Source organism: Alloalcanivorax gelatiniphagus (assembly GCF_005938655.1).
In the GTDB taxonomy this organism is placed as follows: domain Bacteria; phylum Pseudomonadota; class Gammaproteobacteria; order Pseudomonadales; family Alcanivoracaceae; genus Alloalcanivorax; species Alloalcanivorax gelatiniphagus.
In genome coordinates this window covers 16795-36665 of sequence record NZ_VCQT01000044.1, presented here as the reverse complement: position 1 = coordinate 36665, position 19871 = coordinate 16795, and the positions used below count along the sequence as shown (strand labels likewise).

The 19871-nt window shown below is 57.9% G+C and carries 17 protein-coding genes; 6 read left to right on the top strand and 11 right to left on the bottom strand.

The genetic code is table 11. The features are described from left to right. Nucleotides 1-36: 36 nt before the first annotated feature. From FGS76_RS14330 to ubiD, 6 genes are all read right to left on the bottom strand, one after another. A complete protein-coding gene (locus tag FGS76_RS14330) occupies nt 37-390 on the bottom strand; it encodes a NirD/YgiW/YdeI family stress tolerance protein (protein WP_138773335.1) in 354 nt (117 codons plus the stop codon). A 141-nt stretch (nt 391-531) separates the two neighbouring features. Beyond that, nucleotides 532-1812: an alanine racemase gene (locus FGS76_RS14325; RefSeq protein WP_138773334.1), complete on the bottom strand. Its 1281-nt coding sequence runs from the start codon at nt 1810-1812 to the stop codon at nt 532-534. A gap of 5 nt (nt 1813-1817) precedes the next feature. Next, nucleotides 1818-3185 (bottom strand): D-arabinono-1,4-lactone oxidase, encoded by a 1368-nt coding sequence (locus FGS76_RS14320; RefSeq protein WP_138773333.1) that lies wholly within the window; start codon nt 3183-3185, stop codon nt 1818-1820. 109 nt (nt 3186-3294) lie between these two features. Next, nucleotides 3295-3735 carry a thioredoxin TrxC gene (gene trxC / locus FGS76_RS14315; RefSeq protein ID WP_138773332.1) on the bottom strand — a complete coding sequence of 147 codons (441 nt, stop codon included), beginning with the start codon at nt 3733-3735 and terminating at the stop codon, nt 3295-3297. Nucleotides 3736-3801: 66 nt separating this feature from the next. Beyond that, nucleotides 3802-4707, bottom strand: coding sequence for an oxidoreductase (locus FGS76_RS14310; protein ID WP_138773331.1), 906 nt, complete (start codon nt 4705-4707; stop codon nt 3802-3804). Between the two features lie 81 nt (nt 4708-4788). Further along, nucleotides 4789-6255: a 4-hydroxy-3-polyprenylbenzoate decarboxylase gene (ubiD, locus tag FGS76_RS14305; protein WP_138773330.1), complete on the bottom strand. Its 1467-nt coding sequence runs from the start codon at nt 6253-6255 to the stop codon at nt 4789-4791. A 398-nt stretch (nt 6256-6653) separates the two neighbouring features. Between ubiD and FGS76_RS14300 the strand changes: the two genes are divergently transcribed. The 5 genes from FGS76_RS14300 to FGS76_RS14275 all read left to right on the top strand — a co-directional run bounded on the left by FGS76_RS14300 (nt 6654) and on the right by FGS76_RS14275 (nt 12900). After that, nucleotides 6654-7262 carry a hypothetical protein gene (locus tag FGS76_RS14300; protein ID WP_138773329.1) on the top strand — a complete coding sequence of 203 codons (609 nt, stop codon included), beginning with the start codon at nt 6654-6656 and terminating at the stop codon, nt 7260-7262. A gap of 1463 nt (nt 7263-8725) precedes the next feature. Further along, nucleotides 8726-9343 carry a TrmH family RNA methyltransferase gene (locus FGS76_RS14295; protein WP_138773328.1) on the top strand — a complete coding sequence of 206 codons (618 nt, stop codon included), beginning with the start codon at nt 8726-8728 and terminating at the stop codon, nt 9341-9343. 500 nt (nt 9344-9843) lie between these two features. Continuing rightward, on the top strand, nt 9844-10746 hold the full coding sequence (locus tag FGS76_RS14285) for a mechanosensitive ion channel family protein (RefSeq protein WP_138773327.1): 903 nt from the start codon (nt 9844-9846) through the stop codon (nt 10744-10746). 453 nt (nt 10747-11199) lie between these two features. Beyond that, on the top strand, nt 11200-12447 hold the full coding sequence (locus tag FGS76_RS14280) for a tetratricopeptide repeat protein (RefSeq protein ID WP_170214482.1): 1248 nt from the start codon (nt 11200-11202) through the stop codon (nt 12445-12447). A 30-nt stretch (nt 12448-12477) separates the two neighbouring features. After that, nucleotides 12478-12900: a GNAT family N-acetyltransferase gene (locus FGS76_RS14275; protein ID WP_138773325.1), complete on the top strand. Its 423-nt coding sequence runs from the start codon at nt 12478-12480 to the stop codon at nt 12898-12900. Nucleotides 12901-12976: 76 nt separating this feature from the next. On the opposite strand, the gene FGS76_RS14270 is transcribed toward FGS76_RS14275, so the two are convergent. The 5 genes from FGS76_RS14270 to trxA form a co-directional block, all read right to left on the bottom strand. Beyond that, entirely contained in the window at nt 12977-13645 is a 669-nt protein-coding gene (locus FGS76_RS14270; RefSeq protein ID WP_138773324.1) for a hypothetical protein, read from the bottom strand. A gap of 91 nt (nt 13646-13736) precedes the next feature. Continuing rightward, entirely contained in the window at nt 13737-14690 is a 954-nt protein-coding gene (locus tag FGS76_RS14265) for an HNH endonuclease (protein ID WP_138773323.1), read from the bottom strand. 86 nt (nt 14691-14776) lie between these two features. Further along, a complete protein-coding gene (locus FGS76_RS14260) occupies nt 14777-15559 on the bottom strand; it encodes an FRG domain-containing protein (RefSeq protein ID WP_138773322.1) in 783 nt (260 codons plus the stop codon). A 586-nt stretch (nt 15560-16145) separates the two neighbouring features. Next, on the bottom strand, nt 16146-17405 hold the full coding sequence (gene rho, locus FGS76_RS14255) for a transcription termination factor Rho (RefSeq protein ID WP_138773321.1): 1260 nt from the start codon (nt 17403-17405) through the stop codon (nt 16146-16148). A gap of 475 nt (nt 17406-17880) precedes the next feature. Then, entirely contained in the window at nt 17881-18207 is a 327-nt protein-coding gene (trxA, locus tag FGS76_RS14250; RefSeq protein WP_138773320.1) for a thioredoxin TrxA, read from the bottom strand. A 171-nt stretch (nt 18208-18378) separates the two neighbouring features. Here trxA and ppx point away from each other — a divergent pair, with 171 nt between their 5' ends. After that, entirely contained in the window at nt 18379-19869 is a 1491-nt protein-coding gene (gene ppx / locus FGS76_RS14245) for an exopolyphosphatase (protein WP_138773319.1), read from the top strand. The last annotated feature ends 2 nt before the right edge of the window (nt 19870-19871 follow it).

Below are 19871 nucleotides of genomic sequence, written 5' to 3'. Positions count from 1 at the left end.
GCCGGGGCGGGCGCCCCGGCCATTCTCGGCCATGGATCAGCGGTTGTCGCCGTCCATGTCCGCGCCCTGCATGGAATTCACTTTTTCCACTTCCACCAGGGTGCGGCCGTCGTCGTGCTCCACTTCACCGACTACGTCCAGACGGGTGCCCACCGGCAGTTGGCGGTCGCCGCTGAGATCGTTGTCCAGTTCGATCTCGATGGTGCCGGCGCTGTCCTTGAGCATGTAGTGCTCGTCTTCCAGCACCTGGGTCACCTCACCGGTCACGTGGACCATCTGGCCTTCCTCGATGCCCTGCTTGATGGCGGCGCTGTCGGCTTTGATGGCGTCGCCGGCATGGGCCACGGTGAAGGCACCCGCGAGGGCGGTGGCGATAATCAGCTTTTTCATGGCAATCCTCCTTGTTCGCTCAAAACGAATCACGAGTATGGCATTGGAATCGGGGCTGGTTTTGTAAAGGAGGATCAAAAGCTTTCGCGGCTGAAGCCGCTCCTACGGAATCGGCACGAGTAGGAGCGGCTTCAGCCGCGATCAGGCCCCCTCACCCTGGGGCAGCGGCGGCCACCAGTCCTGGAGGCTGCCGTCGGAGACGGCGGCCAGGTCGCCGAACTGCAGCAGCACGAATTCGCTTTGCGTGGGGCGGAAGAAAATCTGGTCGTTCACTTCCAGGGCGGTGCTGTCCGCGCCGTTGTACATCATCTGGTTGGTGCTGGCGCCGTACAGGCCGTTGGCCTCGATGCCCGGCGGCGACACCGGTTGTGCCTTCCAATAACCGCCGTAGATAAAATAGGTGCGCGCCCGGTTCGGGTCCCAGAGCGCCCAGGCGTCCCCCAACGGCAGCGGGCCGGGCAGCTGCAGCCCGTCCATGGCCTTGAGCACCGGCGCGGCGATAAAGGCGGCCGGCTCAAACTCCGCCAGGGTGTCCAGATCAAAATCCGTGGGCTTTACCAGCGCCGAACCGACGGCCAGTTCGTTGAGCGGCGTTTCGTCGCCGTGCAAAGCCACGGTGGGACTGCCGGCGCCATTGAAGGTGAGCCGTTGTTCCCGGTATTTCGGCTGTAACTGATAAAGGCGGTCGATAAAACTCTGATACACCGCCTGGCTTTTGCGCAGCGAATCCTGGCGGCTTTCCACCACCGCGGGCAGCTTGCCCACATGGGCGTCGTAGCCCATGAAACCGCTGAAGCCGAGCCGCTCCGGGTGTGCCTCGATCAGCGCCAGCAGCGGGTCGAGCTGCTCCGGCGTGGCCAGGCCGCCACGGTGCAGGCCCACATCCAGTTCGATATTGATCAGCAGGCGGCGCTGTCGCTTCTCCGCCAGGGCCAGGTATTCCCGCAGCCGCGCCTCGCTGTCGATCAGCCATTGCAGTTGCTGGTCCGGATCGAAGGCGGCCTGCGCCGGCAGTTCCTCATAGAAACGCTCGGCGGCGTTCACCGGCATGGGCTTGCCGAGCAGCAGATCGCAGCCCGGTTCCGCCGTGGCCAGGGCGGTAATGAACGGTTGATGGAAAACCATCACCCGGCGGGTGCCGGTCTGGGCCATCACCTCGCGGATCAGCGGCACGCTGGGCAGGGACTTGGCGACGATGCGGTAGTCGCGCCCGGGCGGCAGCAGGGCGGTGAGCCGCTGGCAGTTGGCGGCCAGCCGCTGGCGGTCGATCAACAGCACCGGCCGGCCCGGCCCGTGCTGGCGGAACAGGTCGTTGAGCGCCTGAAAATAGGGCGGGTGGGGCGCGCCCCGGTCACCGGGTTTGAGCCACCAGGCCAGCGCCAGGCCGCCGCCCAGGGCGATCAGAAAAGTGCGTCGTTTCATGGTTGTTATCCGTTATCGATGAACAAACGCTTGAGGTGATCATTGAGCAGGCGGCCCTGCGGGTCCAGTTCCCGGCGGATCGCCAGGAAGTCGTCGAAGCGCGGGTACAGCTCGCGCAGTTGCGCCGCGCCCAGGCCGTGCAGCTTGCCCCAGTGGGGCCGGCCCTGGCATCGCCGCAGCACCGGCTCGGCGACCTCGAATAAAGGCCGGTAGTCCTGCTTGTAATACTGATGCACGGAGATGGTGGCGCCGGGGCGCTGGCTGAACATGGACAGCATCGTGTCGTCGGCGGCCACGTAGCGGAATTCGATGGGGAAGAACGCATTGATGTCGTGCTCCCGGATCGCCTCGCACAGTTGGCGCAGGCAGGTCACGCCCTGTTCCGCCGGCACCGTGTATTCCATCTCGTTGAAGCGCACCGTGCGGCGGTTGGCGTAGATCTTGTGGGCCGGGCCCCAGCGGCGGCTTTCCTCGACGAAGAAGGTCACCAGTTTCTGTAGCGTGGAGGTGAGCCAGCCGGCGCGCATGGCCAGTTCGGAGACCATTTCCAGAAGGTCGTTGCTGTCGTCCTGGGCCAGATTGTCGTCCTGCCGCTCGGTGGGCGTCATGGTCTTGACGATGGCGGTGCCGCCCAGGGGGAAGGCGAAGAATTCGATATTGCGGAAGTTGTTCTTTTCCCGCTCCACGAAATCCATGGCTTCGTCCAGGGGCAGGGTCCAGGTGTGTTCCTCCAGCCGGTAGGCCGGGGCGGTGCGCAGGGACACCTCGGTGACCAGGCCCAGGGCGCCCACCGAGCAGCGGGCGGCGTCGAACAGCTCGCCGTCCGCCGCCGTCAGGCGGTGGCGCCGGCCGGCCATGTCCAGCAGGGTGAGCCCGGCCACCTGGGCGGACAGGCTGGGCAGTTCCAGGCCGGTGCCGTGGGTGCTGGTGGCGATGGCCCCGGCCAGGGACTGCAGGTTGATGTCCGGCTCGTTGACCAGGCTGTGGCCCTCGCCCCAGGCCTGGTCGCCGGCCTGGGCGATGCGGGTGCCGGCGCCGAAATGCAGCACGTCGCCATCGCGGCCGCGCAGGCCGGCCATCGCTTCCAGGGACACCAGGGTATCGTCGGTGGGCACCACGCCGCTGAACGAGTGGCTGCCGCCGAAGGCGCGCACCGTGCCGGTGGTGGCGGCCAGCAGTTTTTGCAGGGCATCCTCGGTGGCCGGGTAGGCCAGATTGCGGGGGCGGGCGCTCTGGTTGCCGGACCAGTTTTGCCACTGCCCGCCGGACCCGTCGTCGGTGGCCCGGGCCAGGGCGGGCAGGGCGCCGGCCCCGGCGGTGGCCGCCAGCGCCTTGAGAAAGCCGCGGCGGTCCAGGGAAAGATTAAAAGCCATGGTGGTTCCTGTTTGTTCTTATGGAACCATGGTACTAACCGGGCAGCCGGTGGCAATTGACTGAAGGGCCGGCGGCGCCGGCCCTGGGGGTGGAGGCTGCCGGTGGACGTTACAACCGATAAGCGGCCAGCCACTGCTCCAGCTGCGCCTGCGGCAGGGCGCCGGCCTGGCGGGCCAGTTCCCGGCCCTCGCGGAACACCATCAAGGTGGGGATGCTGCGGATGCCGAAGCGCCCGGCCAGGGCCGGCTCCGCCTCGGTGTCCAGCTTGGCGAAGCGCAGATCCGGCTCCATGCGAGCGGCGGCCTGGGCGAACACCGGCGCCATCATCTTGCACGGCCCGCACCAGCTGGCCCAGAAGTCCACCACCACGGGCATCTGGGAGCGCTCCACCACGGCGCTGAAATTGGCCGTGGTGAGGGTAATCGGGGCGCCCTCGAACAGCGGCCGTTTGCACTTGCCACAACGGGGGCCATGGGCGCGGCGGGCGGCGGGAATGCGGTTGATCGCTCCGCAGTGGGCGCAGCCCAGGGTCAGGGTGTCATCGTTCATGGCGCGGCTCCGGCAAGTGGGACGGTACTCAATATGATGGCGCCGCCCCGCCGTTCAAGCCAGGGCTCAGGGAAAGCGCACCCCGGTCAGGCTCTCGGACAGTTCCCACAGCCGCGCCCCCAGGGCGCCGTCCTGGGCGTAGCGCCGTGGCCGCGCCTCGGTGGGCGGCCCGAACGCTTCCATCAAGCGCGCCGGGCCGTAGTAGTTGCCGCCCCGGGCGTCCGGGCTGGTGGCGGCGTAGAGCGTGGGCCAGCTGCCCTTCTCCGCGCTCTGGGTGAACAGCGGCCAGGCCCAGCGGGCCAACCGGCCGATGCCCAGCGGGCTTTCCTCGGCGATGCCCGGGCCCGCCAGGTTGGTGCTGGCGACGCCCGGATGGCAGGCCAGCGAGCGGGTCTCGGCGCCGGCATCACGCAGCCGCCGCTCCAGCTCGATGGCGAACATCAGATTGGCCAGCTTGGCCTGGGCATAGGCTTTCTGGCGGCCGTACTCGCCGTCCAGATGGATGTTGTCGAAGTGAATGCGCCCGCCCCGGTGGGCGATGCTGCTGACGGTGACGATGCGGGACCCGGGCACCTCACGCAGGTGCGGCAGCAGATGGCCGGTAAAGGCGAAATGCCCCAGATGGTTGATGCCGAACTGGCGTTCGAAACCGTCCTCGGTGCGGCCTTCCTGCAGCCACATGATGCCGGCGTTATTGACCAGCAGATCGATTTGCTCGCAGCGCCCGGCGATGTCCTCGGCGGCCTGGCGCACGCTGGCCTGGCTGGCCAAGTCCAGATGCACCACCTCGGTCTGGCCGGGCAGGTCGCGGCGGGCGGCCTCCGCCTTCTCCAGATTGCGGCAGGCCATGATGATGCGCGCCCCACGGGCGGCAAGATGATGGGCGGCGCGCAGGCCGATGCCGCTGTTGGCACCGGTGATCACGGCCACCCGGCCGCTCTGGTCGGGAATGTTCGAAGGGTTCCAGCTCATGGGGGCGCTCCTTGTCGGCTCGGGTTGATCGCGGCCAAAGCCAGCCTTGTTGTAGGAGCGGCTCCAGCCGCGATCAACCCATCAGTCGATGCCGAGCTGATCCCAAAGAGCATCCACCCGGCGCTTGGTGTCGTCGTCCATGGTAATCGGACGGCCCCACTCACGACTGGTTTCGCCGGGCCATTTCGAGGTGGCGTCGAGCCCCATTTTCGAACCCAGTCCGGCCACCGGCGAAGCGAAATCCAGGTAATCGATGGGCGTGTTCTCCACCAGCACCGTGTCCCGGGCCGGGTCCATGCGAGTGGTGATCGCCCACATCACGTCCTTCCAATCGCGGCCGTTCACATCGTCGTCGCAGACAATCACGAACTTGGTGTACATAAACTGCCGCAGGAACGACCACACCCCCATCATCACGCGCTTGGCGTGGCCCGGGTACTGCTTCTTCATGGTCACCACCGCCATCCGGTAGGAGCAGCCCTCCGGCGGCAGATAGAAATCCACGATCTCCGGAAACTGCTTCTTCAGGATCGGCACGAAGATCTCGTTCATGGCCACGCCCAGCACCGCCGGCTCATCCGGCGGCCGGCCGGTGTAGGTGCTGTGGTAAATCGGATCGCGGCGGTGGGTAATGCGCTCCACGGTGAACACCGGGAAGCGCTCCACCTCGTTGTAGTAGCCGGTGTGGTCACCGAACGGCCCCTCGTCGGCCATCTCGCCGGGATGAATATGGCCCTCCAGCACGAACTCGGCGCTGGCCGGCACCTGCAGATCCGAACCCAGACACTTCACCAGCTCGGTCTTGCCGCCGCGCAGCAGACCGGCGAAAGCGTACTCGCTAAGGGTATCGGGCACCGGTGTCACCGCGCCAAGAATGGTGGCCGGATCGGCGCCCAGCGCCACCGCCACCGGGAAGGGCTCACCCGGGTGCTGCTGTTGCCACTCCTGGAAATCCAGCGCGCCGCCCCGATGGCTCAGCCAGCGCATGATCAGCTTGTTACGCCCGATCAACTGCTGCCGGTAAATGCCCAGATTCTGGCGCTCCTTATGCGGCCCCCGGGTGATCACCAACGGCCAGGTCACCAACGGCCCGGCGTCGCCGGGCCAGCAGGTCTGGATCGGCAAACGGGTCAGATCCACATCGTCGCCCTCGATCACCTGCTCCTGGCAGGGCCCGGAACCGCTCACCTTGGGGCTCATGCTCAGCACCTTGCGGAACACCGGCAGCTTCTCCCAGGCATCCCGGAAACCCTTCGGCGGCTCCGGCTCCTTCAGAAACGCCAACAGCTCCCCCAGCTCCCGCAACTCCGCCACCGAATCGCGCCCCATCCCCAACGCCACCCGCCGCTCCGTGCCGAACAGATTGCCCAACACCGGAATCGAATGGCCCTTCGGATTCTCGAACAACAACGCCGGCCCGCCCGCCTTCAGCGTCCGGTCGCAAATCTCGGTGATCTCCAGATGCGGGTCCACCTCGGCGGTGACGCGCTTCAACTCGCCCTGTTTCTCCAGTTGCTGGATAAAGTCGCGCAAATCGCGGTATTTCATGAAACGGAATCTCGCCGGCTACAAGGTGCGAGGCAGTATAACAGCCCACCCGCCCCGCACGATGCCATGCCCCCCAACCTCCCGCAGGCTCGCATGTAGGAGCGACGTCAGTCGCGATAACCGCAGTCGCGATAACCGCCGCCGGAGACCGCGACAGCAACGGAGTACCACCCGGTCGTCCCAGCCGCTGCCCACATGGACAGCATAGTCGATGCCGACAAACCAAAGGCTCACGGGACCGGGAGCGCCGCTGTGAAAGGTTTGTAACTTTATGAAATATCTGATTTATTCGGTTTTATATCAAAGCACGGAAGCCGGGATAGGACGCCGGCGCGTTCATTGGGTATTCGAGACGGCGTCCTAATACCCGTTAGCGCTCAATAGGGGAATGTCGCGCCATGAGAAATCTAATCGTTCCAATAATCTTAGCCACGTTATTCGTCGCTGGCTGCTCGGATGGCGGCTCTAGCCAATCATCAAGCGAGTCAGTTGCTGCGGAAGCGACCGCGTCAGCAAATGCAGCAGACGTTGCCGCTGCACCACAGCAGGAACGACCTGTAGTGAGCATTGGCTGGCTTCCCAGTGAGGCCTGCTCCTTCCTAGATCCGACACTTGTAACGCGTGGGTACAGGCACGACTTTGACGATGAGTACCATTGCTCCTCGCCGTACAAGGATATTGGTCAATCGGATATGCGGCTAGCCAACAACCTTGCGTACTACGTCACAGGCAGCGCGAATGTGGCGGACACGGTAAAGCTGGTGTTGAACTACAACCAGCCAGAAAACGCGTCTCTTGCGACGGAAAAGCTTATCGCAGCGTCAAAAGCTCTTTCATTCAAAGCTGCTGGTGGCGACCTCCCACCTGGCGTCCTTTCAGCACTTTCAGCGGGCCGCTCGACTAGCGAAGTCTCCGGAGAGTTCAAACACGAGGTAAAGCGAGATGACTGGCCAACTGGCCGCGGTTACGAGATTCACTACATTATCACCAAGTCGGTAGAGCGCTAACAATTCATTCAAGCCGGCGCCGCTTCGCGCGGCTTAATTCAGAGGTTATTTTGTCGATTCAAAGGCTTGAATGCTACGTAAAGCGATTAAACGCGCGATGTCTGGAACCACACATCCTAAGCGGCGGTGCTTTTTTCGCGCCGAAGCAGTTTCTGGCCGAAAGCGAGTAGGTATCACGCAGCACCTTGGCGACCAAGCTAGCGCCTGTCTGCTTCCGCGTCATGTGTGAGGTGAGTAATGTCCAAGCTGATAATTATATTTGGGTTGCTGATTGTTGCGTACACGGTGATTGCCAAGGTTTCAGGAATGCCGACCTTTTGCCGGTGAGTTGGTTTGGCGAACAGTCTGGTGGCAGTGAATACTACAGAATTGTCGGCTCAGAAGGTTGCGGGGCCTATTGGCTTTTCGCTCTCGTCGCGGGCATTGTTATTTCTGCCGCGGGTCTGGCCTTGAGGTTTATCAAATGAGCGGCGTAAAAGTAATACAGGGCTTCCTGAAAATGGAACAAGAAGCTGCAGTGGCCCAATTTCGCTGCGCTCAAATGGTTCGATTGGTTTGGCGCTATATGTAAATGCTGATGAAGTCTTACATCGAAAAAATTAGCGATGCTTTTTCATTGCAACCGTATCCGTTTTCGCAATCTTTTTGGCCTCGGACCTTTTTGGGGTGCTCGAGTTAAGCCGGGAGGTCGGTGGGTTGGTGCTGGTCGCTGTAGTTTCTATGCTGCCCGTATCACTCATTTTGTTTGCCGTGGTGAGCTGGTTTGGCGGGTCGAAGCGGCATTTTCATTACCTACAAGTTTCGGCAGTTCTAAACCTGGCAATGGCATTGATTGTCTACGTGGTGATGAATAGTGGCATATAGCCAAGCAGTAGATAACCGCCACCGGCTCGATGCCGGAGGGCTTGAGGCTCTGCGGGGCGGCCGACGCTACGCACCGACCGCGAGGGCTGTGGGCGTTAGGGATCAAGGATGATGAGAGTACGTATACTGGCTGCCTCGGTTTTTCTTATCAGCATGGTTTCCTGCTCTGTAGATGAGCCGTTTTATATTTACAATGCCACGGAGGGTGCTGTTGTTGTCGAAGTGGGCGGAGCTTCCCATTCGGTAGAGCGGAATGCGACACGGAAAATTCGCGGGCTTCATTATGAGGGCGCCACGATAACTTTTGGCGACGGCTCAAAAGTGAGCTATGAAAAATCACTAAAAGGACTGTTGGAAAATTGGTCCTCCCTCAGGAAAAGGTATATTTGTGATGGTTTCTGGTCGGCCGAGTTTCATTTGGTTATCACCAGAAGGCGTGTTCTTGAGCTTAGGTCGTGCTCTGAAGGAGGGGGCCCTATGGAATTGAGGCCAGATAGTGCTTAAAAAAGTCGCAGCGGGGCTCGCTAAAGACTGCCACGGAAATCCCAATCAGCAGACGATCCTGGCGTTAGGCATTACGTGAGAGCGGTAGCGAGGAAATGACGGAAGAGAAAAAACGAAAGAGTTCGGTGCGGAAGCGCGCGGATGAAATCAAGGGCGACCGCTGCAAAAACTTGATTGCCGTTATTGAAGACCCGAGCGATATCAGAAATATCGGAACGGTAATTCGCAACGTGAATGCCCTGGGTGTGGAGAAGGTGTACGTGATCGATCCCAGGTCAGCCCTTCCGGACGATTGGCAAGAAATGCGAAGAACGAAAGCGCTCAACCAGACATCCGTTTCGGCTATCAAATGGAGTTTCGTCAAGCGCTTTGGCAGCACCGAGGACTGCATTGCGCACCTGGAGAAAAATCGCTTTGTCTCGATCGTTACGTCTCCACACGTCAAGGGACGAAACAATGGCGTTCTCGATGAGATCGACTTTACGGAGTGGTACAAGCTGGCCGTTTGGTTTGGCAATGAGTCTCGGGGTATCAGTGATACCGCTATTGCGAACAGTATATTGTGCATCAGCATCCCCATGTTTGGGATGATCGAGAGCTTTAATCTTGCCACCACATCCGGCATCGTCCTTTATGAGGTGACCAAGCAGCGCCGTGAGTATCAGAGGAAGTATCGGAAAAGGAACAAGCGGGTTCCCGTGGATGATGCCTGACAGGTAGTTGCGGTACGTTCTGGCGCTGGCCTTAAACGCAAGACGCCCCGGCGGTGAGCCGGGGGGGGGGCTTGCGTTGCGCGGTTTTGTGAAAAGACCGCCGGTGTTACTTGCGCTCCATGGAATCGAAGAATTCGGCGTTGGTCTTGGTCTGCTTCACGCGGTCGATAGGGAATTCCACCGCACCGATCTCGTCCATGGGGTGGAGCTCCTTGCGCAGACCTTCGTCAGCTGCTAACTCGGGCCCACCCTGCCGGCTGCAAGGTGCGGGGCAGTATAACGGCCGGCTTGGCGGGCAAGTTGAAGGCGAGTCAGAATCAACCGGAAAAGAACCGGGCCAGTGTGAAGGTTGCCCTTGAGGCCGGGGAAGGGGCGGACAGTCGTGCCATGGCCAGGTTCATCAGCTAACCTGGGGCTGTTGTCGGGCGCCGTTCCCTGCGCTCCACTCCTCCAACACCGCCGCGGAGCCAGACTATGTGCTGGCAATTAGGATTTTCCAAATGAAATCAGTATTCGACAGCGTGCCTTCGGACTTTCGGCTTTTGGCGGTGCTCGTCACCATTATGGTGATTGCGGCGCTGGTGAACTGGGTGGTCATTGCGATCATCAACCGGCTGGAGTCGTCCAGGCTGACGACGGCATCCGTCGATAAGACCGCGCTCAATTTCGCCAAGCGCCTGATATCCGTGGTGATCTATGGTGTCGGCATTGGCGCCTGCCTGACGCACATTCCCGAGCTCAAGATTGTTGGCCATTCACTGCTGACGGGGGCGGGCATTCTCACCCTGGTTGGGGGGCTGGCCTCGCAGCAGGTGCTGGGGAATATCGTCAGCGGTTTCATGATCGTGTTCTTCCGTCCGTTCCGGATCGGCGACCGGATCACCGTCTCCGGCACTTACACGGGGACGGTGGAAGACATCACGCTTCGGGAAACCATCGTTCGGGATGCGGAGAACAATCGAATCATCATCCCGAATTCGCAGATCAGCAGCGATGTGGTGGTCAATGCCAACCACACGGACAGTAAGACCCGGAAGATCATTGAGGTGGGTGTGGGCTATTCCACCAACCTGGAGCAGGCGATGGCGATCATGCAGGACGAAATCGCCAAGCATCCGCAGCTTATTGATCAGCGCACGGAAGAAGAAATACGAGATAACGCGCCGGTTGTCGTGGTCCGGGTCACGGCGCTTGGCGATTCTTCCATTACGCTCAGGGCCTGGGCCTGGGCGGACAGCCCGGCGAACGGTTTCGTGTTGCAGTGCGACAGTTACGTGAACGTGAAGCGTCGGTTCGATGAGGCCGGCATTGAGATTCCCTTCCCGCAGCGGACGATCTCGTTCGCCGAAGGGGCGCGAATCGGCTTGCTCGCCGACGACCCGAATGACAGGAGTGCTGGTTAAGCGGATCATAACAATCGCAGGCCGGGGCGGTTGAGCCCGGCCTCAAACGCAAAACGCCCCGGTCATCACCGGGGCGTTTTGCGTTACGGGGTCCTGTGGAAAGACCGGCCGCAAACAGCCCGCCCGGCGGGCACGATGCCATGGTGCACAGGCTCTACCAGCTAATTGTAGGAGCGACTTCAGTCGCGATAAGCCCCACCAAAGATCGTGACAGAAGTGCAGTGCCGCCCGCTCGCCCCTGCTTCTGCCCAAATGGACAGTATGATCGGTACCGGCAAACAAAGTGGTCACGCGAACGGGGGCGGCCAACTAGTGAAAGGTTTGTAACTATATGAAACATCTGGTTTATTAGGTTTTATATCAAAAAACGCAAGCCGGGATATGACGCCGGCGCGTTCATTGGATATTCGAGACGGCGTCCTAATACCTGTTAGCCAGTCAGAGGAGGAAAGAGTGGCATCACAAATTACAAACTATAGAGTTTTTATAGCTAGCCCGGGCGGACTTGAATCAGAACGAAAAGTCTTTAGAGAACTTCTCTCATCTCATAACGAAGCTGATGCAATTGATAGAGGATGTCATTTTCAAACAATTGGCTGGGAAATCACCTTGGGAGGTATGGGTAGACCCCAGTCAAAAATAAATGAAGATTTAAAATCTTGTGATCTCTTTGTTTTGGTTCTGTGGGATCGTTGGGGAAGCCCGACTGGAGCTAAAGAAGGCTATACCTCGGGAACTCATGAAGAGTATATGGTGGCGCTCGACTGTCTGAAATCTGAAGAGCTTCCGATGCGAGATATAGTGGTGTTTTTTAAAGCCGTAGACCATAGAAGAATGAGTGATCCGGGCCCTCAATTATCGGCTGTTCTAGATTTTAAGAGGTCTCTCGAAAAGGAAAGAAATCTTTTGTTTGAAACTTTTGATACTCCAGAAGCATTTGGTGAGAAGCTAAGGCGACACGTGGCAAAGTGGACACGAGAACATAGCGGCGACACTTCTGTAGAAGATAAAGAGTTAGCTAATGACACAGAAATCCAAAGCATAGACCAATCAGATATATCATTCATAGAAGAATTAAAAAGCAGGAGTGGAGACACTGACGCAGAGAAGGAGTTGGCGAATGACGTAATAATAAAACGAGATATGCACTCTTTTGATAGGTATGGGCTTTTCTTAACCAAAGCCGAAAGGTATGAAGATGCAAAAACACTTTATCAGCAAATGCATGATCTCGCTGATGGCTCTGGAGATACTTCATGGGCATCAACTGCAATAGCAAGAATTGGTGGAATTTATAGGGCACAAGGTCGAAATGGTGAGGCATTATCAGCACTTCAAAATGCACTGCAACTTAAAGAGAGAGCTGGAGATAAAAAAGGCGAAGCTTCAGTTCATATTTGGATTGGAGATTTGACTGCAAGTCAGAGAAAGCCTGATGTAGCTATTGAACATTATAAATCGGCTTTATCTATTTGCCCAAATTACGATAATTCCCGAAAAGCTGATTTAAAATGGAAAGTTGCAAAATGTCATGCTGAATTGGGGAATATGGCAGATGCAAAAATAGTTTCAGATGAGGTCTTTGAAGAATACAAAAAAATGAATAACAAGAAAGGGATGCAATCAATAAAACACTGGCGGAAAGCTAGAAAGGTGGCTAACAAGTCAATGCAGCAGACCGCTAAAGCGGCAGCTGATTGAGGCGTTATTGGGTTTATAGGGTGGAGAAGTATGCAGATACGAAATTGCGCAATAGAAGATATTGAACAAGTGGCAGTGATATTTTGCGAGGCGTATGCCGCCCCGCCGTATAATGAAACTTGGGAGTTGGCCAACGCACACGCCTACTTACAGCGTTTTTTCGAGATTGATCCAGCGAACTGCTTTATTGCTGAGGAGAACGGCGAGGTAACAGGAGCGTTATTTTCGTTTTCGTACCCTTGGCATTCCGGCCGCCTCACCTGTATCCAGGAGCTATTCGTTTCCGAAGCATGCAGGAAGCAGGGTGTAGCCCGCGCGTTGATCCAAAGCCTGAAAAACGGTGGCGCTTGGTTAGTGGCCCACAAGGGTTCTGGCGCAGCCGATTTTTATCAGGGGATGGGGTTCCGTACAGATGGTCCATACGAGTTCCACTATGGTGCAATCACCTCATAAAGCCGCAAATCACTGGCGACAAAAAGCAGAGCGATGAAGGAGCGTCGTTTTTTGATGTCCGAGTGCATTTGTCATGTTAGGCATGGTATGCCTGAATGTGCTTCTGGACTTCTTTGTCCAGCTTATCGAAAAATGCTGCCAGTATGTCAATAAAATATGCTATAAATTCAGCATGAATGTTTACGCCTCTTCCTGCACTGCCAGATATGTGCTCTGCCTCGGAAACAAACTTATTAACTTTTGCGTGAGCGTCACTAGGAAGTACTCCACCATTATGGACAATGATATTTCTCACGAGGTTTACACCTTTTATGGCTGGAAGCTCCGCACCAAAGGATGCTAAATCAATATTTACTACCTTTGTTAAGAATAATAATGCCCTTTCTACTCCCTGCCCATGAATGTCTTTCAATTTAAGGTTGCTGCTAATGCTCTCATAAAATATGTGGCACAAAGAGTTTAGCTGATGCTCAAGAAAGTTAAAAACCGTTATAACCAATGATTCTCTATGTAAGGTGGGGTATTTTTGCTGATTGAGGTGAAGTTCCCATGAATAACTATCAATAATGTCGTCATGACTTTTTTCCGGATATTTTTCTAACAGTTCGGACAGTTCTTCCTGTAAAGTATCATCTTTCTCTTTCCATGAAGCCTCTGACAGCTGATTGAAGCTAGCAAGATCCACAAGCTCATTTTTTGCCAAATGGCAATGAATGCATAGGCCATTCCCAAAGAAATCCACCATATCAGAACCTTTCCCTTTATTGCCTAGCGCCCGGGCTCAGTGGCCGATTTGGAGGCCCCCGCGTCGGGAAACGGTCCGCTGCAGCCCGTTTTTAAAAGTCATTGCTCGCTAGCTTCGACAACAAATCCAGATTACCAATATCTGAAAACTGGTCAAAACCAATCCAAAGCCTTTGCCTTCCTGAGGCATAACAGTCAATTTTATACTCATCGAAAAAAAATTGAATGCCGTCTTTTTCCAAAATAAATTTAGAAAAATTTCTCTCTTCTGGCTCCGTACCTCTGATAACCCACTCTTCACTATACTGTCGATTTGATAATAGTCTGCTTCGAACCAATTCTGAAAGGTCATCTAGCGAAGAGTTGTCAGCTAGAAGGTCCTTGGGGGTTATAGGTTGAAACGGGCTGATCAAGAAGTTCTGGACGCGGGTGCTACGCCCACCATGTGCCGAGCCAGTCAAAAATCTATCTAGTGTGTATTCAAGACTAATAACCACATCATCATTACGAATGATTTGGTAACTGCCACTTAGGCTGCTGGGGGCCTTTAAAAAGCTATCGATTTCTGGGTCGTTTTCCTCCTTAACAGGCAGGAACGTTTCCTGATAATGCCTAAATTTCGCCAAAAGCTCATATCCCCAAGCCTCTATATTTTTTGAAACAATACGTTGTGCTATGCCTTCAAAGTCCGGAAAGTCAAACTGGAATGTGTAACCAGGCACCTCCGTGGTCTTTTCAAATATTCGCCTCCTAATCTCAACAATAGGGGCCTCAGAATTAGTTTGCATTCCTGGCCCACTACCTGCACTGAGTGCAGATTTATATTGAAGCAAGGCCTTACGATCAATCTCACCTTTATGGGCTCTGCGGTGGCAGATGGGACAAAGCGCAATCAGGTTTGAATACTCATGTTTTTGGCACGTTTCCCAGGGAACTATGTGGTGCACATCAAGCTCTGTTTCGCCGCATCGAGGAATAGCACAACGGTGGCCGGCTTCGACTAAAACGGCTCTCTTAACCTCGGCTGGGATTGCAGGTCTGCCCATGGTTTTCCTTGATTTTTAACCTCGTGGCTTAGCTGCGTACCGAAGCGCAGGCTTAGGTACGCCCGACAACAGCTAATTGTTAGGAATTACCATCTTTCACTCTCATGCTGATCAAATTCTTGGCTGTTCGCGTGGCCAAACCCGTCAATATCGGGGAATAAAGTCAGGTAACGGATATCAAATAATCCAGACAGCTCCTCAAGAGCAATGCTTTTGAAAGCCGGAGAGATGCCAATCGCTATATGTGTTTCTTTCTCTTCCTCAATGGCAAGACTGCCCATCTTGCAATCAACCACCGTACTGTATAAGAACTGTGCACCTTGCGCGGCAATTCTTTTGGATACAACCGGAGGTTGCCAAGTCTGTGGGTGCCTGAACTGCTCGAGCCCTTTAAAAATATCTTTGTATTGGCGCGTCTCGGGTTTGTTCTCGCCTCCGCCTAGATGGTCAGAGTGAACACCAAAAAGAAGGCCTTTTTCATCTGGTTCTGAAGCGCAGGCGAACCAGAGAGCCGCCATAATGTTCCTTGAACAGTCTATTAGCCTTGTTGCAGCGCCATGATGTTGAAGTTTCGCCAAGAGTTCGAAATCTGATAACTCCCGCCCCGATTCAAACCGATAGCCCTGATGAGTTGCATGCGTCAGTAAATACTCCTCATAGGACTGCATCCTAGATTCATTTACAGTTTGATTTTTTCTAATTAGTCTTCTGTATCCTGAGCTATGAATGGGCCAAACGATATTACTTTGACCTCTCCACAAGTGGACGTTTCTCCTGTCAGCAGAATGCTCCCTCGCCAAATCAAGGATTTCGGAAATTGAATTAGGCAGGGGTACAGAACCAAAAATTTTGGTATCACAGTATTCCATCGAAGATATTCCTAACAGTTTATCACCGACGTTTGTCATATATCCCCAGGCGTATATCCGTGCGCCGTTCCGATCAGGCGGCGCGTAAGGCCCCGGGTACCAACGCCTTGCATTCCCCACTGACTTTCCGGTCGGCGACCTTTGCGACAAGTGACTTTTATTTCTTTGTCTTATATCTCGCATGTCTGATGTGTGGGCCACTAGAATATCGCATATCTTTTAATGCATGGGCTACCCATTAGCTGCAAGGGCGCGGCGCTAAGCGCCGGTTGTCGTTGAGGTCGCCTTTTAAGGAATGGGGGTGACGGGGGCAGGGCGCCGGTCTTGCGGTTCACAGGAGTTGCAGTCCGGATGCCCAGAAGACCGGATTGAAGGCTCTGGTGTTTCTCTATCGGGGGTTTCTAGGTCAGTTGCTGGAGGGGCTGGATTTTAGCCATTCGCGGAGGTGCCAGAGGGTAGCGGTGGTGTTCAGGCATGAAGAGGCGTTGGGGCCTTCGGGGATCGCGACTGAAGTCGCTCCTACGGGGTGAATCCGGTGTTGTGGGGGGGGGGCAAAGAAAAGGGGCCGCGTGTGCGGCCCCTGGTGTTACTTGCGCTTCATGGAGTCGAAGAATTCGGCGTTGGTCTTGGTTTGCTTCATGCGGTCGATGAGGAATTCCACCGCGCCGATTTCGTCCATGGGGTGGAGTACCTTGCGGAGGATCCACATTTTCTGCAGCTCGTCTTCGCTGACCAGCCGTTCTTCGCGGCGGGTGCCGGAGCGTTTGATGTTCATGGCCGGGAACACGCGCTTCTCGGAGACCTTGCGGTCCAGGTGCAGTTCCATGTTGCCGGTGCCCTTGAACTCTTCGTAGATCACTTCGTCCATTTTGGAGCCGGTTTCCACCAGGGCGGTGGCGAGGATGGTCAGGCTGCCGCCTTCCTCGATGTTCCGGGCGGCGCCGAAGAAGCGCTTGGGTTTTTCCAGGGCGTGGGCGTCGACACCACCGGTGAGCACCTTGCCGGAGCTGGGCTGTACGGTGTTGTAGGCGCGTGCCAGACGGGTGATGGAGTCGAGCAGGATCACCACGTCTTGTTTGTGTTCCACCAGCCGCTTGGCCTTCTCGATCACCATTTCGGCCACTTGCACGTGGCGGGCCGGGGGTTCGTCGAAGGTGGAAGCCACCACTTCACCGCGCACCGTGCGTGACATCTCGGTCACTTCTTCGGGGCGTTCGTCGATCAGGAGGACGATCAGGTGGGCTTCGGGGTTGTTGCGGGCGATGGAGTGGGCGATGTTCTGGAGGAGCATGGTTTTACCGGCTTTCGGCGGGGCGACGATCAGGCCCCGTTGGCCTTTGCCGATGGGTGCCACCAGATCGATCACCCGGGAGGTGATGTCCTCGGTGGAGCCGTTGCCGATCTCCATGACGAAGCGTTCCGTGGGGAACAGCGGCGTCAGGTTTTCAAACAGAATTTTGTTTTTGGCGTTTTCCGGTTTGTCGGTGTTGATCTCGTTGACCTTGAGCATGGCGAAGTAGCGTTCGCCATCCTTGGGAGGCCGGATCTTGCCGGAAATGGTGTCACCGGTACGCAAGTTGAAGCGCCGGATCTGGCTGGGCGAGACGTAGATATCGTCCGGGCCGGCCAGGTAGGAGCCTTCCGCGGAGCGGAGAAAGCCGAACCCGTCCTGCAGGATCTCCAGAACCCCGTCACCGTAGATGTCGGAGCCGTTCTTGGCCGCCTTTTTGAGGATGGAGAAAATGACGTCCTGTTTGCGGGTTCGCGCCAGGTTCTCCAGGCCGAGTTCCTTGGCAATATCCAGCAGTTCGCCGATCGGCTTCTGTTTCAGTTCGGTAAGATTCATTGGAGTTTTACAGGGTGTCCAGAGATGAATTGACGGAATACACCATGGGAAGGTGTCTCGATGGTCCGGTTTTCGGGGTCGGGCGCTCTGTCCGGCGCCGTGCCCTTATTTTGGCTGAAATCGCCCGGGCCGGCCGGCCATTTAGGCGGCATGAGAGAGCCGGCTTGAGTATGGCCTGACGCAACGAACGGGAACGATTAAAGATGTGACCCTTGCGAACCTTCGCGCGGCGGGGACCGGATTTCCCGGATGCCGGCTGCGAGGGTTACCCCTGATCGAACATTGCCTCAACCGTTCAGGCTTTGCAAACCTGAAGGAAAACGAGACGGAAACACGGACGGATCAGGAATCCCTGCCAGAGGGAGCGAATACGCTGATTCGGGAATGTACCACCGGGTCGCGGGGCTGTCCAGCCCATGCGCACGACCGGGTTCACGGTGTGCGCGGGCTGGCAGTGATCCTGCTCCGGGCTGGATCAGAGCGTGCTGTCCAGGAAGGCGGTGAGCTGGGACTTGGACAACGCGCCCACTTTGGTGGCTTCCACATCGCCGTTCTTGAACACGGTCAGGGTGGGGATGCCACGCACGCCGTATTTTCTCGGCGTTTCCGGGTTGTCGTCGATGTTCAGCTTGGCGATGGTCAGCTTGTCCGCGTATTCACCGGAGAGATCCTCCAGAATCGGCGCTACCATCTTGCAGGGGCCGCACCAGGGCGCCCAATAGTCCACCAGAACCGGACCGTCGGCTTTCAGGACTTTCTCCTCGAAATCCGCATCGGTCACGTTGATAATCTCGCCGCTCATTGAATTCTCCTGCTAGGCTCGCGGGATGTCAGGGCGACGCCTCGTTGCCGAGGCGTCGTAGAGGGTGATTAATATCAGGGTCTGGAGCGCGGATTTCAAGCGCGCCGGGCAATGGGGTCGACAGGGGCCGCCTATCAGGCCCTCCGGCCGGGACCGCCGAGGAGGACGGTTTTGCGACAACCGGAACATCTGGCCGCCATTGATCTGGGGTCGAACAGCTTTCATATGGTGGTGGCCCGCCAGGCGCAGGGGGAAGTGCGCGTGCTGGAGAGCCTCTCGGAAAAAGTGCAGTTGGGGTTTGGCCTGGACCGGCACAACCGGCTGGACGATGCCGCCCAGCAGCGGGCCCTGGATTGCCTCGGCCGTTTTGCCGAGCGGATCACCGGCATCCCCCGTGGCAATGTGCGTGTAGTGGGTACTAACACACTGCGCATGGCCCGCAACGCCATGCAATTCATCGCCCGGGCCGAGGCCCTGCTGGGCCACGATATCGAGGTGGTGGCCGGCCGCGAGGAGGCCCGCCTGATCTACCTGGGGGTGGCCCACAGCCTGGCCGATGACGCCGGCAACCGGCTGGTGGTGGACATCGGCGGCGGCTCCACCGAGCTGATCATCGGCGAACGGTTCGAGGCGGTGGAGACCGAGTCCCTGCACATGGGCTGCGTCAGTTACGGGCAGCGCTTCTTCCCGGAGGGGCGCATCACCGAGGCGGCGTTTCGCAAGGCGGTCACCGCCGCCCGCCAGGAAGTGCTCTCCATCGACGCCAACTACCGGCGGCTGGGCTGGGCCCAGGCGGTGGGCGCGTCGGGCACCGTCAAGGCCATCGCCCAGGTGTGCGAGGAGAACGGCTGGAGCGGCGAGGGCGTGTCCCTGGAGGGGCTCGACAAGGCGCGCCGCAAGGCGATCAAGGCCGGCAGCGTGGACGCTCTGGACCTGAAGGGCCTGCGCGACGACCGCAAACCGATCTTCGCCTCCGGCCTGGCGATCCTGCTGGGCATCTTCGAGCAGCTGGGCCTGGAGCGGATGCAGTTCTCCAACGGTGCCCTGCGCGAAGGGCTGCTCTACGATCTGCTCGGCCGCTTCAGCCATGAGGACGTGCGCGAGCGCAGCATCCAGGCATTGATGAACCGCCACCATGTGGAGCGGGCCCAGGCGGAGCGGGTGTGGGCCACCGCCCGGAGCCTCTATGAACAGGTGGCGCCGGTCTGGCAACTGGAGGACGACGCGGCCCTGGACACCCTGCGCTGGGGGGCGCTGCTCCACGAAGTGGGGTTGGCGGTGTCGCACAGCCAGTTCCATAAGCACGGCGCCTATCTGGTGTCGAATTCCGACCTGCCCGGCTTCTCCCGCCAGGAGCAGCAGGGGGTGGCGCTGCTGGTGCGCGGCCATCGCCGCAAGCTGCCGCTGTCGGCACTGAACGATTGCCCCGAGGACGAGCAGCCGCGCTGGTTGCGGCTGTGCCTGATTCTGCGGTTGGCCTGCCGGCTGCACCATGCCCGCAACGACGGGCCGGTGCCGGCCCTCGGCCTGGCGGTGGACGGCCAGGCCCTGACCCTCTCATTCCCGGAAGGCTGGCTGGCGGAGCATCCGCTGACCCTGGCGGATCTGGAGCAGGAACAGGAGTACTTCCAGGCCGCGGATTACGCTCTCACGCTCCGGTAGGC